Below are 13,201 nucleotides of genomic sequence, written 5' to 3'. Positions count from 1 at the left end.
GCCCATGACCTTGATTGCCATCGCCAGCCAGGCGCCCGACCTGCTGCGCCTGCCGCCCGCCCTGCGCGCCCTGGACCCGTCGATCGACGTCGTGGTCTGGCCCGACCCGCGCTGCGCCGCCGCCGAAGTGGCGGTGTGCTGGGCGCCGCCGCCCGGCGCGCTGGCGGCGATGCCGGCGCTGCGGCTGCTGCATACCGTGTCGGCCGGGGTGGACAACGTGCTGGCCGCGCCCGGCCTGCCGGACGTGCCGCTGTGCCGGGTGGTCGATGCCGAACTGAACCTCGACATGGCGCAGTACATCCTGTGGGGCGCGCTGTACTTCTCGCGCGGCTTCGACCAGGCGCGCGCCAGCCAGGCCGCCGGCCAATGGCGCCGCCCCGACCGCTACGGCCAGCCGCCGCTGCGCGTGGGCCTGATGGGCCTGGGCGCGATCGGCATGGCGGCGCTGCCGCTGCTGCGCGCCGCCGGCCTGCCGGTGACGGGCTGGTCGCGCACCGCCAAGCGCATCGACGGCGTCGCCACCCATCATGGACCCGACGGGCTGGCGCCATTCCTGGCCGCCAGCGACATCCTGGTCAACCTGCTGCCGCTGACCGAATCCACCCGCGGCCTGCTGTGCGCGGCCACCTTCGCCGGCCTGCCGCCCGGCGCGGCGCTGATCCACTGCGGCCGCGGCGCCCACCTGGTGGAAGCCGACCTGCAGGCAGCGCTGGCCGACGGCCGCCTGCGCGGCGCCCTGGTCGACGTCTACGCGCAGGAGCCGCTGCCGCCGCAGCACCCGCTGTGGCGCTGCCCCAGCCTCGTCATCACCCCGCACATGGCCTCGGTCGCGCCGTTCGAGCGCGTGGCCGGCCAGATACTGGAAAACCTGCGCCGCCTGAACGCCGGCGAGGCGCTCATGAACCTGGTCGACCCGCGACGCGGCTACTGACCCGCCGGCAAGGAGATTCTGGATGTACACCCCGCCCGCCTATGAAGAACGGGACCGCCACAAGCTGCACGCCTGGATGCGCGACTGGAGCTTCGCCACCCTGGTCACCCATGGCGACCAGGGCCTGCAAGCCACGCACCTGCCCTTCCTGCTCGACCCGCTGCGCGGGCCCCACGGCACCCTGATCAGCCACCTGGCGCGGCGCAATCCGCAGGCCGCCGACATCCAGGCCGGCGCCCAGGCGATGGTGGTATTCCAGGGTCCGCACGCCTTCATCTCGCCCAGCTGGTACCGCAACCGACAGACCTTCCCCACCTGGAACTACGCCGCCATCCACGCCCATGGCCAGGCCGCCGCCATCGAAGACGCGCAGCGCATCCGCGCCATCCTGACCCGCACCGTACAGACCTACGACACGCCGCTGGGCGGCGAGTGGACGTTCGAGGCCATGCCGGAAGACCTGATCGTGCCGCGCCTGTCGGCCATCATCGCGCTGGAGATCCCCATCGCCCGGCTCGAAGGCAAGGTGAAACTGAACCAGGACAAATCCCCGGAAGACCGCGCCGGCGTACTGGCCGCGCTGGAGAACCGCCGCGACCCGGGCAGCCGCGGGGTGGCGCGCATGATGCGCGAGGCGCTGCTGGCCTAGCGCAACGCAGGCCGGGCGCCAGGCTCAGTCGCGCGGCGATGCCTGGAGGCGGACCAACCTGCCCGTTTCGAGCGCCGCCCAAACGCACCCATGCGGGTCGATGGCGATACCGTGCGGCTCCGACCCTGGAGCCGCAAGCTCATAGCCCGCCAGATCGCCCGCTTCCGAAATGCGGCCGATACGGTTGGCGCCCCACTCGGTGAACCAGAGGTTGCCGGCGGCATCGGCCGCAATCGCATGCGGCCTGGCTGCACGGCTGTGCAACGGGAATTCGGTAATGCGCCCGCCCGCGTCGAACCGGACAATCGCCCCATTGCCGGCCTGCGCGATCCAGAGAGCGCCCTGGGCATCGGATGCAATGCCTACCGGCGCCGCGTCGGCCGCGCCGAGCGGGAAAATCCGCGGCGCCGCCGTCGCCGATATGCTGCCTACGGCGCCCGCCTGATTCAAGGTGAACCACATCAGCCCGTCGCGCCCGGCGGCCATGCAGGACGGATATCCGCCCTTCACGGGCAGATCATATTCCTCGATATCGCCGTCGATCGTGATGCGGCCGATACGATCCCCCGCCATCTCCGCGAACCAAAGGCAGCCATCGTGGCCGCCGGCAATGCCAAAGGGACGGGAAGCCGGGCGGGGCAGCTCGAACATCCGCAAGGCGCCGTCGGGCGCCAGGCGGCCGATGGCATTGGCCGACGAGAGCGTGAACCAGGGCCGGCCGTCCGGGCCGCAGGTGATCGTGGTGGGCTGGCCATCGGTGTGCGGCAATGGGAAGCGCGACACGGCTCCGTCCGGCGACAGCCGCCCTATGGCATTGCCCTTTGCCAGCGTAAACCACAGCGCGCCGTCGGGAGTCGAAGCGACGCCATAAAGCGCCTCCTGCGGCTTGCCTACGGGGAATTCCGTCATCTCGACTTGGTTCATGAAGTGGCCTCATCGAACTGCACGCGGCGTGCCTGTCCCAGCGGGGACAGGCGCCCGAGCACCAGATTTTTTCTTGTACGAACCATGAAACCGACCATCTTCCCTTATCGATCGCGGCGGCGCACACTAGCACGGCCTCTTTCGACCATGCGCCATGACCGCCTCCATGCCCACCGCAATCCTGATCCGTGACAGCCGCGACGCCGACCTGCCGGCCATCGCCGCGATCTACGCCCACCATGTCCTGCACGGCACCGCGTCGTTCGAGCTGGAGCCGCCCGGTCTGGAAGCCTTGCGCGAACGCCGCGCGGCGGTGCTGGCGCATGGCCTGCCCTACCTGGCGGCCGAATGCGGCGGCGAGATCGTCGGCTACGCCTACGCCACGCCATACCGGCCGCGCCCGGCCTACCGCCATACGGTGGAAGACTCGGTCTATGTCCGCGCCGGACACGCCGGCCAGGGCATCGGCGGCAAGCTGCTGGCGGCGCTGATCGAACGCTGCGCCGCCGGCGGCTGGCGCCAGATGCTGGCGGTGGTGGGCGACAGCGCCAACACCGCCTCGGTGGCCCTGCATGCGCGCCATGGCTTCGATACCATCGGCACCTTCCGCTCGGTGGGCTACAAGCACGGCCAATGGCGCGACACCGTCCTGATGCAGCGGGCGCTGGGCGAGGGCGACGCCACGCCGCCCGGCCGCCCGTGACCCCTGCCCGCGCGATCACCAGGGGCGGCGCGCCGTCCTCAATCCGCGTACGCCGCGCCGGCCACCCAGCGCTCCCAACCGTTCTTGCGCAGGGCGCAGGCCGGGCAATGGCCACAGCCGTAGCCCCAGTCGTGGCGCTGGCCGCGCTCGCCCAGGTAGCAGGTATGGCTGTGCTCGATCACCATGTCGACCAGCGCCTGCCCGCCCAGCCGGTCGGCCAGTTCCCAGGTCTGGGCCTTGTCCAGCCACATCAGCGGCGTCTCGATGGTGACCCGCGTACCCAGCCCCAGGCCCAGCGTTACCTGCTGCGACTTGATGGTGTCGTCGCGGCAGTCCGGGTACCCGGAAAAATCGGTTTCGCACATGCCGCCCACCAGCACGTCGAGCTGGCGGCGGTAACCGAGCGCCGCGGCCAGCGTCAGGAACAGCAGGTTGCGGCCGGGCACGAAGGTATTGGGCAGGCCGTTGGCCTGCATCTCGATCTCGCGGTCGCTGGTCATGGCGGTGTCGCCCACCTGCGCCAGGATACCCAGGTCGAGCAGATGATCGTCGCCCAGGCGCTGGGCCCAGTCGGGAAAGTTGGCGCGCAATTCGCGCAGCACGACCTGGCGGGCATCCAGCTCGACGCGATGCCGCTGGCCGTAGTCGAAACCCAGCGTCTCGACGTGGGCATAGCGCTCCAGCGCCCAGGCCAGGCAAGTGGTGGAATCCTGTCCGCCCGAGAACAGCACCAGGGCGCGTCGTTGATGGTTTTGCATAAGACACCGGAACAAATGAAGCGCGGCGCGGCCGCCACGGCCTGACTGTACCGCAGCCCGCGCTTGTAAGGATGGCTGCGTACAATGCCCCGGTCTCGAATTGCCAGTTCCGCCTTACCCACATCCTTCCCATTCCCCAGCGCCAAGGCGCCCCGACGGATCCCTTTCAGATGAACGCAATCCGCCAGCAGTCCGACTCAGCAGAACCCCTACGTCACGATATCCGGCTGTTGGGCCGGTGCCTGGGCGAAGTCATCCAGGCTTGCGAGGGCAAGCGGGTGTACGACACGATCGAAACCCTGCGCCGTACCGCCGTCCGGTTTCGCCGTGCCGGCGACCCGGCCGACGACAAGCTGCTGCAGGCCCGCGTCAAGCAATTGCGAGGCAACGACCCCAATTCGGTGGCGCGCGCGTTCAGCTACTTCCTGCACCTGTCCAACATCGCCGAGGACCGCGACCAGAACCGGCGCCAGCGCGACCGCGCCCTGGCCGGCGCCGGTCCGGAGCGCGGCAGCCTGCGCCAGGCCATCGAATCGCTCAAGGCGCAGGGCGTGAACAATGCCCGGATCCGCCGCCTGCTGAGCGAGGCCTGCGTGATGCCGGTGCTGACCGCCCACCCCACCGAAGTGCAGCGCAAGAGCACGCTGGACGTGCACCGCGAAATCTCTTCCCTGCTGGTGCAGCGCGAGCGCGAACTGACCGCCGACGAACTGTCCGAACTGGACCTGGCCCTGATCGGCCAGGTCGCCACGCTGTGGCAGACGCGCATGCTGCGCTACACGCGGCTGACCGTGGCCGACGAGATCGAGAACGCGCTGTCCTATTACCGCAGCACCTTCCTCAACGTCATCCCGCGCGTCTACGGCGACCTGGCCCGGCTGCTCAACCGCGAGCCCGTCAAGCCGTTCACGCCGCCGCCCCCGCCGCTCGAACCGTTCCTGCGCATGGGCAGCTGGATCGGCGGCGATCGCGACGGCAATCCCAACGTCGACGCCGCCACGCTGGAGCGCGCGCTGCTGCGGCAGGCCACGGTGCTGTTCGAGCACTACCTGCAGGAGGTCCACGCGCTGGGCGCCGAACTGTCGGCCAGCACATTGCTGATCGAGGCCGACCCGGCGCTGCTGGCGCTGGCCGACGCGGGCGGCGACGACTCGCCCCACCGGCGCGACGAACCCTACCGGCGCGCGCTGATTGGCATCTACGCCCGGCTGGCGGCCACCGCCCGCCACCTGACCGGCCAGGAGCTGGCGCGCCGCGCCACCGTTCCCGCCGCCCCGTACGACACGCCCGACGCGCTGGCGGCCGACCTGGCGGTCATCGCCGCCTCGCTATCGGCGCACCACGGCGCGCCCATCGCGCGCCTGCGCCTGAGCGGCCTGCAGCAGGCAGTAACCGTATTCGGCTTTCACCTGGCCACCGTGGACCTGCGCCAAAGCTCGGATGTGCACGAACGCGTGCTGGCCGAGCTGTTCGCGCGCGCCGGCGACGGCATCGACGGCCAGGCGGTGGACTACCTGGCGCTGGACGAGGCGGCCCGCGTGGCCGTGCTGCGCCGCGAGCTGGCGCATGCGCGGCCGCTGGCCTCGCCGTGGATCGCCTACAGCGAAGAAACCGCGAGCGAGCTGGCGGTGCTGCGCGCCGCCGCCGCCGGGCGCGCCCGCTATGGCAGACAGGCCGTGCTGCAGAGCATTGTTTCGCACACCGAAACCCTCAGCGACCTGCTGGAAGTACTGGTTCTGCAGAAAGAGGCCGGGCTGATCGCGCCGCCTGGCGAAACCATCGCGCCTGGCGACGGCCTGATGGTGGTGCCGCTGTTCGAAACCATTCCCGACCTGCAGCGCGGCCCCGAGATCATGGCGGCCTGGCTGGACCTGCCCGAAGTCCGCCAGCGCGTACGGCTGGCGCAGGGCGATACCCAGGAAGTCATGCTGGGCTACTCCGACAGCAACAAGGACGGCGGCTTCCTGACCTCGAACTGGTCCCTCTACCAGGCCGAACGCGCGCTGGTCGACGTCTTCAGCGCCCGCTCGGTGCGCCTGCGCATGTTCCACGGACGCGGCGGCTCGGTCGGCCGCGGCGGCGGCTCCAGCTACGACGCCATCCTGGCGCAGCCGCCGGGCACCGTGGCCGGCCAGCTGCGCCTGACCGAACAGGGCGAGGTCATCCAGAGCAAATACAAGGACGCCGAAGTCGGCCGTTGGCACCTGGAGCTGCTGGTGGCCGCCACGCTGGAGTCGTCGCTCGCGCCGCAGGCCGCCGCCACCTCGGCCGAAGACGCCCACATGCAGCAGCACGCGCCGGCCATGTCGTTCATGTCGGAACTGGCGCAACGCACCTATCGCGGCCTGGTCTACGACACGCCGGGCTTTGCCGATTATTTCTTCGCCGCCACTCCGATCAGCGAAATCGCCGGGCTGAACATCGGCTCGCGCCCTGCCTCGCGCAAGAAGGGCCAGCACATCGAGGACCTGCGCGCCATTCCGTGGGGATTCTCGTGGGCGCAATGCCGCCTCATGCTTACCGGGTGGTACGGCATGGGCTCGGCCATCGAAGCCTATCTGGAAACCGGTGCGCAAGGCGCGCCGCGCTCGCGCCGCGCCCGGCTGGCGCAGCTGCGCGAGATGGCCAGCGACTGGCCGGCTTTCCGCACCCTGCTGTCGAACATGGAGATGGTGCTGGCCAAGTCCGATCTCGCCATCGCCGCCGGCTATGCCCAACTGGTGCCGCGACGCGGCCTGCGCGAGCGGGTGTTCGGCGCCATCACGGCCGAGCACGGCCGCACGCTGGCCATGCTGCGCCTGCTGACCCGGCGCGAGCTGCTGGCCGACAACCCCGGCCTGATGGCCTCGCTGCGCGAACGCTTCGCCTATATCGATCCGCTGAACTACCTGCAGATCGAGCTGATCAAGCGGCACCGCGCCGCGCAGCGGCGCGCCGGCGATGACGCCGACATCCGCGTGCCGCGCGCCATCCACCTGACCATCAACGGCATTGCCGCCGGCCTGCGCAACTCGGATTGAGCCGTGCGCCCAGCGTAGGAAGCAACGCTTCAGAGTAGCGCATTTCTCCAGAAAAACTCTGAGATGCCGCCCTGAAGCGTTGCAGTTACTGCGATTTCTTACAGACAATCTTCCCAAACTATCTCAATCGCCCCCGGCGCGCTACGGCGCCGTGCATTGCGTATCCGCCGACGCCCGGACGATAGCTTCCTACAAGCCTGGAAACCTCCCAACATTTTGAGGCGCCGCGTCCTAGGATGATTCCTTTTTGATCATCCCAGTTTCGCACCATGCCTGCTCGACGCACTCCTCGCACCGCGGTTTGTGAAGCCTCCGTCCGTTCATCGCCACGTTGGATCCATTGCACCGGATTCGCGCTGTGCGCGCTGCTGGCGGCATGCGGAGGCGGCGGCGGAGGCGGCGGCGGTGGAGGTGGTGGCGGAGGTGGTGGCGGCAGCCCGGGCGGCCGTGCGCCATCGGCGCCGCAACCCGCCCCTTCGCCACGCCCCGAACCTGGACCCGAGCCGGCACCCAATCCTGCGCCCAGGCCTGCTCCGCAACCGCCGGCGCCCGCGCCTGGAGCGCCCCGTCCTCCCGCGCCGCCACCGGAGGCTCCCCCGCCCGTGATGCCGCCGCCGGCCGTGCCGCCTCAGCTGCCCGAAGTGCCGGCCGCAGACCTGCCCCGCGTGCGCGCGCCGCTGTCGACATACCGGCGGCCGCAACGCACCGACTTCGTCACGCCCGCCGGCGGGCCGTTCATCGCCAAGCAGGACAAGGCCCTCAACACCATCGACCTGAAGATGGCGCACGACCAGAAGCTGCGGGGCTACCGCGTCAAAGTCGCGGTCGTCGACGAAGGCGTGCGCAGCGACCATCCGCTCCTGAACGTCGAGAAGAAATACGGCGGCGATTACATGGCCGACGGCACCCGCACCTACCCCGACCCCAAGCGCCAGGGCAGGCACGGAACCTCGGTCGCCCTGGTACTGGCCGGACAGAACACCGACACGTATCGCGGCGGCGTCGCGCCCAATGCCGACCTCTATTCGGCCAATATCGGCACGCGGGCCGGCCATGTCTCCTACGAAGCCGCCTTCCACGCCTGGAGCGACCTGCTCGGGCACGGCATCAAGATCTTCAACAACAGTTTCGCCACCGAAGGTCCGGAAGGCGAGCAGCGCGTCAAGGAGGACCGCAACGAATACCAGCGCGCCGCCAACAAGCAGAACACCTACATCGGACGACTCGATCGCCTGGTGCGCGACGGCGCGCTCCTCATTTTCGCCGCCGGCAACGGCAGGCCCTCGGGTCGCGCCTACAGTGAGGTCGGCTCGGTCGGACGCACCCCTCGCGTCGAGCCGCACCTGCAACGCGGCCTGATCGTGGTCACCGCGGTGGACGAAAACGGCAGGCTCGAAACATGGGCCAACCGCTGCGGGCAGGCGCAGCAATGGTGCCTGGCCGCGCCCAGCACCGCCTACCTGCCCGGCCTCGACAAGAACAACCCCGACAGCATCCACGTCGAACAGGGCACGTCGCTATCCGCGCCGCTGGTCACCGGCGCCGCCGTACTGGTGCAGGATCGCTTTCGCTGGATGGACAACGACAACCTGCGCACCACCTTGCTGACCACGGCGCAGGACAAGGGCCCGTACGGCGTCGACCCGCAGTACGGCTGGGGCGTGCTCGACGTGGGCCGCGCCGTGCAGGGCCCGGCGCAGTTCGCCTTCGGCGACTTCGTCGCCCGGGTTACGGATACCTCCACGTTCGGCAACGACATCTCCGGCGCCGGCGGGCTGGTCGTCGACGGCCCCGGCGCGCTGGTCCTGGCCGGCGCCAATACCTATGCCGGCCGCACCACCATCAAGCGCGGCACCCTCGACGTCTTTGGCAGCGTCACGTCCGCCGTCACCGTCGAGCCTGGCGGCACGCTGACCGGCATCGGCACCGTCGGCACGGTGACCAACCAGGGCACGGTGGTCAACAAGGAGGCCGGCCTGCACGTCAAGGGAGATTACTCGCAGACCGCGCAGGGCCTGCTGGTCACCGACATCGGCTCGCTGCTCGACGTATCCGGCAGGGCCAGCCTGGCCGGCCGGCTGCATGTGGACGACATCCGCCCCGGCTACGTCGGCGGCGACGGGAAAAGCGTCCCGGTCATCAAGGCCGGCGCGGTGTCCGGCGTCTTCGCCACGCTGACGCGCAGTCCGGGCCTGCTGCTCAACGCCCGGCTGGACTACCAGCCCCAGGCCGTCTACCTGACCATGCGGCGCGCCGAGCGCGTCCATGCCGTGGCGCAGCGGGCCGCGGACGACGGGCGCCGCGCGTCGGTGCTGGCCGTGGCCGAGCGGCTCGACGCCGCGATGCGCGAACTCGATGCCCTGCCCGAGTCGCAGCGCGACGCCGCGGCGCCGGCGGCCGCCATCGGACGCATCCAGCGCGTGCAAAGCCGCAAGGTGCTGCAGGACAACCTGTATTCGCTGGCCGGCGCCACCTACGCCAACGCCGCCGCGGTCAACACGCTGGAGCAGAACCGCTGGATGGACCGCCTCGAGAACCACCTGGCCCAGACCGGCGGCGAGCGCGTGGCGGCCATCGCCGAGTATCGCCACGGCCAGTTGCGCTGGCGCCCCGATGGCCTGCAAGGCCGCCAGCGCGGCAACGGCATCATGCTGGGCCTGGCGCGCGAAGTCTCGGCCGGCCTGAGCCTGGCCGCGGCGCTGACCCACAGCCGCACGCACTGGGACGAATCGTCCGGCGCGCCGGCCCGCGATAACGCCGCCATGACCACGCCGGGCGTACTGCTGGGCGCGCGCCGCGCCTGGGACGACGGCTGGTTCGTACAGGGCGCACTGGGCTATAGCCGCTACCGCAACCAGGCCACGCGCCACATCTCGCTCGGCGATGCCGGCCACACCGTCGGCGCCACCGCCCGGGGCCACGTCTGGCAGGCCGACGCCGGCCTGGGACGCCAGTGGACGCTCGCCCCCGGACACACGCTGGCGCCTCGGGCGGGGCTGCAACTCACGCATCTGCACCAGCAAGGTTTCAGCGAGAGCGGCGCGCAAGGACTGGGGCTGCGCGCCCGCGCCTTGACGCGCACCGTGCCCACGCTGTGGGCGCAACTGCAAAGCCGCCATGCCTTCATGCTGGGAGCCACGCCCATGACGGCGCAGCTGCAACTGGGCGTCTGGCATGACCTGCGCGCGCGGCGCTACGCCGCCTCCGGCGGTTTCGCCGGCCTGGCGCAGGACCAGGGCGCCAGCGGCTACTGGCCCGTGCCGCGCACGCGCGTACAGGGCGCGCTCGGACTGCGCGCCGAGTTCGCGCCAGGCCTCGCGCTGGGGCTGGGCTACACGGGCCAGCTTGCCACGCACTGGGTCGATCACCAGCTCAGCGCCAGCCTCACTTACCGCTACTGACCCTGCGCCCGCCTCGGCACAGGGCTGACGCCCGCCAGCGCTCCGGGGTGCCTGTCCCCGCCTGAGGACTGGCGTCTGCCCGTGCATGTGCCTGTCCCCGCGGGGACAGGCACACTGCCGTACGCCATCGACGCTTGACCGCCCGCACCGGTACGGACTCACGGTCACGCGATGGCGCGCCCACCTGATGGACGCTCCCCTGGCCTGATTTGTCCGCCATCTGGATTCTTAGTACTATTCCGAAATAAATTCTATATGCGCACAAATGTTCGCATATAGAACACAAAGATTTTTCTGGCTGCGGCACAGGAAGGCACCCTACGGAAGAGACGCCCGGCCTGCCGGACGCCGCCGGGCAGCCCGAGACACGCCGCGGCTTCATCCGAGTGAGCATGCAATGGATAACCCCATCCAGAATCTGGCGGTCGTCGGCGCAGGCGCCATGGGCAGCGGCATCGCCGCCCTGTTCGCCTCCAAGGGCTTCGACGTGGTGCTGATCGACCCGATGGCAGGCGCGCTGACGCGCGCCGCCCAGGTCATCGAACGGCAACTGGGCGTGTACGCGCCGGACGCCATCGCGCCGGCCATGCAGCGCATCCGCATGGACGCCGGCCTGGAAGCGGCCTGTTCGGCGCAGCTGGTGATCGAGGCGGTGCCGGAAAAACTGGCGCTCAAGCGCGACATCTTCGCCCGGCTCGACACCCTGTGCGATCCGCAGGCCATCTTCGCCACCAACACGTCCGGCCTGTCGATCAACGACATCGCCCAGGCCGTCACGCGCCGCGACCGCTTCGTCGGCACCCACTTCTTCACGCCGGCCGATGTGATCCCGCTGGTGGAGGTGGTGCGCAACGACGATACGTCCGAGCAGACCGTGGCGCGGGTCATGGGCATGCTGCGCGCCGGCGGCAAGCGGCCGGTGCTGGTACGCAAGGATATTCCCGGCTTCATCGCCAACCGCATCCAGCACGCCCTGGCGCGCGAAGCCATCTCCCTGCTGGAAAAAGGCGTGGCGAGCGCCGAGGACATCGACGAAGTCGTCAAGTGGAGCCTGGGCATCCGCCTGGCGCTGTCCGGCCCGCTGGAGCAGCGCGACATGAATGGCATCGACGTGCACTACGCGATCGCCAGCTATCTCTACCAGGATCTCGAAAACCGCACCACGCCGTCCGAACTGCTCGAGAACAAGGTGCAGGCAGGCGAACTGGGCGCCAAGAGCGGCCAGGGCTTCTATGCCTGGCCGCCCGAGCGCCGCGAGCGCGTGCTGCGCGACAAGAGCGCCGCACTGGCCGAACTGGCCGCCTGGCTCGAGAGCAGAAAGCCGGTTTGACCGCTACATCCCCCCAGCCTTGCCGCCCGTCTTCCGGGGCCTGTCCCCGCGGGGACAGGCCCCCCACACCACGCAAACGCAACGCCTTACCAAGAAATATGTAGGAAGCACCATGAATAAACTCACGTCCTTTTTCACGGAGCTGATGCGCAAGTATCTGCCCGATCCATTCGTTTTCGCGATCGCGCTGACCCTGTTGACCGTGCTGATGGCTTTCGGCATCGAAGGCCAGCCGCTGGACCAGATCACCCGTGAATGGGGCAAGGGATTCTGGAGCCTGCTGGCCTTCACCACCCAGATGGCCGTCATCCTGGCCATGGGCTATGTGCTGGCCACCGCGCCGCTGACCGACCGCCTGCTCGACCGCATCGTCAGCCACGTGCACCAGCCGCGCAACGCCATCATTGTCGCGACCCTGGTCGGCGGCGTCGGCAGCTACCTGAACTGGGGTTTCGGCCTGGTGATCGGCGGCGTGGTCGCCAAGAAACTGGCGCTGAAGGTCAAGGGCGTGCACTACCCGCTGATCATCGCCGCCGCCTACAGCGGCTTCACGATGTACGGCCTGGGCCTGTCGGCCAGCATCCCGGTGCTGGTCGCCACGCCCGGCCATCCGACGGCCGACCAGATGGGCGTGATTCCGCTGTCGGAAACCATTTTCTCGCTGCCCATGCTGATCACCAGCCTGGTGATCATCGTCACCCTGCCGCTGCTCAACGCCTGGCTGCACCCCAAGCAGGGCGAAAAGGTCGTCGAAGTGGACCCGGCCATCGACCAGGGCAGCGCGCCGGCCAAGGCCGCCGACGAGCTGACCGCCGAGGATACGCTGGCCAGCCGCCTGAACAACAGCCGCATCCTCAGCCTGCTGATCGGCCTGCTGGGCATCGCCTATGTGGTGTTCTATTTCATGGACGGCAAGTCGCTGGACCTGAACCTGATCAACTTCATCATCCTGTTCCTGGGCATCATCCTGCTGGGCACCCCCGCGGCCTATGTGGCCAAGCTGAACGAAGGCATCAAGACCATCTCCGGCATCATCCTGCAGTACCCCTTCTATGCGGGCATCATGGCCATCATGGCCGGCTCCGGGCTGGTGGCCACCATTTCCAAGGTCTTCGTCGACGTCGCCTCGCCGGGCAGCCTGCCGTTCTGGGGCCTGATCAGCTCGTTCGTCATCAACTTCTTCGCGCCCTCGGCCGGCGGCCACTGGGTGATCCAGGGCCCGTTCATGATCGACGCCGCCAAGGAAATCGGCAGCGCGCTCAACCAGACCACCATGGCCGTGATGCTGGGCAACGCCTGGAACGACCTGGTGCAGCCGTTCTGGATCCTGCCCGCCCTGGCGCTGTCGAAGCTGAAACTGCGCGACGTGATGGGCTATACCGTCATCATGATGCTGTGGGTCGGCGTCATCCACATTGCCGCGGTGCTTGCCTGGGGTTACCTGACCCACTGACGCCGCCGCGCCTTCCCTTACGGAGCCCAGCC

At 69.3% G+C, this 13,201-nt stretch carries 9 protein-coding genes; 7 read left to right on the top strand and 2 right to left on the bottom strand.

All coding sequences use genetic code 11. The features are described from left to right. Positions 1 to 4 precede the first annotated feature (4 nt). Both LK409_RS22540 and LK409_RS22535 read left to right on the top strand, forming a co-directional pair. On the top strand, positions 5 to 931 hold the full coding sequence (locus tag LK409_RS22540; RefSeq protein ID WP_010927465.1) for a 2-hydroxyacid dehydrogenase: 927 nt from the start codon (positions 5 to 7) through the stop codon (positions 929 to 931). Positions 932 to 953: 22 nt separating this feature from the next. After that, positions 954 to 1,580: an FMN-binding negative transcriptional regulator gene (locus LK409_RS22535; RefSeq protein ID WP_003807705.1), complete on the top strand. Its 627-nt coding sequence runs from the start codon at positions 954 to 956 to the stop codon at positions 1,578 to 1,580. Between the two features lie 24 nt (positions 1,581 to 1,604). Here LK409_RS22535 and LK409_RS22530 read toward each other — a convergent pair whose 3' ends face one another. Next, positions 1,605 to 2,504, bottom strand: coding sequence for a virginiamycin B lyase (locus LK409_RS22530; protein ID WP_010927464.1), 900 nt, complete (start codon positions 2,502 to 2,504; stop codon positions 1,605 to 1,607). Between the two features lie 154 nt (positions 2,505 to 2,658). Between LK409_RS22530 and LK409_RS22525 the strand changes: the two genes are divergently transcribed. Next, a complete protein-coding gene (locus tag LK409_RS22525; RefSeq protein WP_003807699.1) occupies positions 2,659 to 3,207 on the top strand; it encodes a GNAT family N-acetyltransferase in 549 nt (182 codons plus the stop codon). 38 nt (positions 3,208 to 3,245) lie between these two features. Here the strand turns inward: LK409_RS22525 and queC are convergent, their stop codons facing one another. Then, the gene (gene queC / locus LK409_RS22520; RefSeq protein WP_041937089.1) at positions 3,246 to 3,965 is read right to left on the bottom strand and encodes a 7-cyano-7-deazaguanine synthase QueC; all 720 of its coding nucleotides are present in this window, start codon (positions 3,963 to 3,965) and stop codon (positions 3,246 to 3,248) included. Between the two features lie 71 nt (positions 3,966 to 4,036). On the opposite strand from queC, the gene ppc reads away from it, so the two are divergent. The 4 genes from ppc to LK409_RS22500 all read left to right on the top strand — a co-directional run bounded on the left by ppc (position 4,037) and on the right by LK409_RS22500 (position 13,169). Then, on the top strand, positions 4,037 to 6,985 hold the full coding sequence (gene ppc, locus LK409_RS22515; RefSeq protein WP_010927462.1) for a phosphoenolpyruvate carboxylase: 2,949 nt from the start codon (positions 4,037 to 4,039) through the stop codon (positions 6,983 to 6,985). Between the two features lie 605 nt (positions 6,986 to 7,590). Continuing rightward, complete coding sequence (gene sphB1, locus LK409_RS22510; protein ID WP_010927461.1) at positions 7,591 to 10,386, top strand: serine protease autotransporter SphB1; 2,796 nt, start codon at positions 7,591 to 7,593, stop codon at positions 10,384 to 10,386. Between the two features lie 397 nt (positions 10,387 to 10,783). Then, entirely contained in the window at positions 10,784 to 11,716 is a 933-nt protein-coding gene (locus LK409_RS22505; protein ID WP_003807688.1) for a 3-hydroxyacyl-CoA dehydrogenase family protein, read from the top strand. Positions 11,717 to 11,828: 112 nt separating this feature from the next. Further along, positions 11,829 to 13,169, top strand: a complete 1,341-nt coding sequence (locus LK409_RS22500) for a short-chain fatty acid transporter (protein WP_041937087.1) — start codon at positions 11,829 to 11,831, stop codon at positions 13,167 to 13,169. The last annotated feature ends 32 nt before the right edge of the window (positions 13,170 to 13,201 follow it).

Source organism: Bordetella parapertussis, assembly GCF_020735925.1.
GTDB classification, from domain to species: Bacteria; Pseudomonadota; Gammaproteobacteria; order Burkholderiales; family Burkholderiaceae_B; genus Bordetella; species Bordetella pertussis.
Note: the sequence above shows the minus strand (reverse complement) of the source record. Positions and strands in the feature narration are given on the sequence as shown.

Excerpts from the sequence above, each read along its gene's own strand:
- LK409_RS22535 (WP_003807705.1), top strand. The coding sequence starts at position 954 with ATGTACACCCCGCCCGCCTATGAAGAACGGGACCGCCACAAGCTGCAC.
- queC (WP_041937089.1), bottom strand. The coding sequence starts at position 3,965 with ATGCAAAACCATCAACGACGCGCCCTGGTGCTGTTCTCGGGCGGACAG.
- LK409_RS22525 (WP_003807699.1), top strand. The coding sequence starts at position 2,659 with ATGACCGCCTCCATGCCCACCGCAATCCTGATCCGTGACAGCCGCGAC.
- LK409_RS22505 (WP_003807688.1), top strand. The coding sequence starts at position 10,784 with ATGGATAACCCCATCCAGAATCTGGCGGTCGTCGGCGCAGGCGCCATG.
- LK409_RS22500 (WP_041937087.1), top strand. The coding sequence starts at position 11,829 with ATGAATAAACTCACGTCCTTTTTCACGGAGCTGATGCGCAAGTATCTG.
- LK409_RS22540 (WP_010927465.1), top strand. The coding sequence starts at position 5 with ATGACCTTGATTGCCATCGCCAGCCAGGCGCCCGACCTGCTGCGCCTG.
- sphB1 (WP_010927461.1), top strand. The coding sequence starts at position 7,591 with ATGCCGCCGCCGGCCGTGCCGCCTCAGCTGCCCGAAGTGCCGGCCGCA.
- ppc (WP_010927462.1), top strand. The coding sequence starts at position 4,037 with ATGGCTGCGTACAATGCCCCGGTCTCGAATTGCCAGTTCCGCCTTACC.
- LK409_RS22530 (WP_010927464.1), bottom strand. The coding sequence starts at position 2,504 with ATGAACCAAGTCGAGATGACGGAATTCCCCGTAGGCAAGCCGCAGGAG.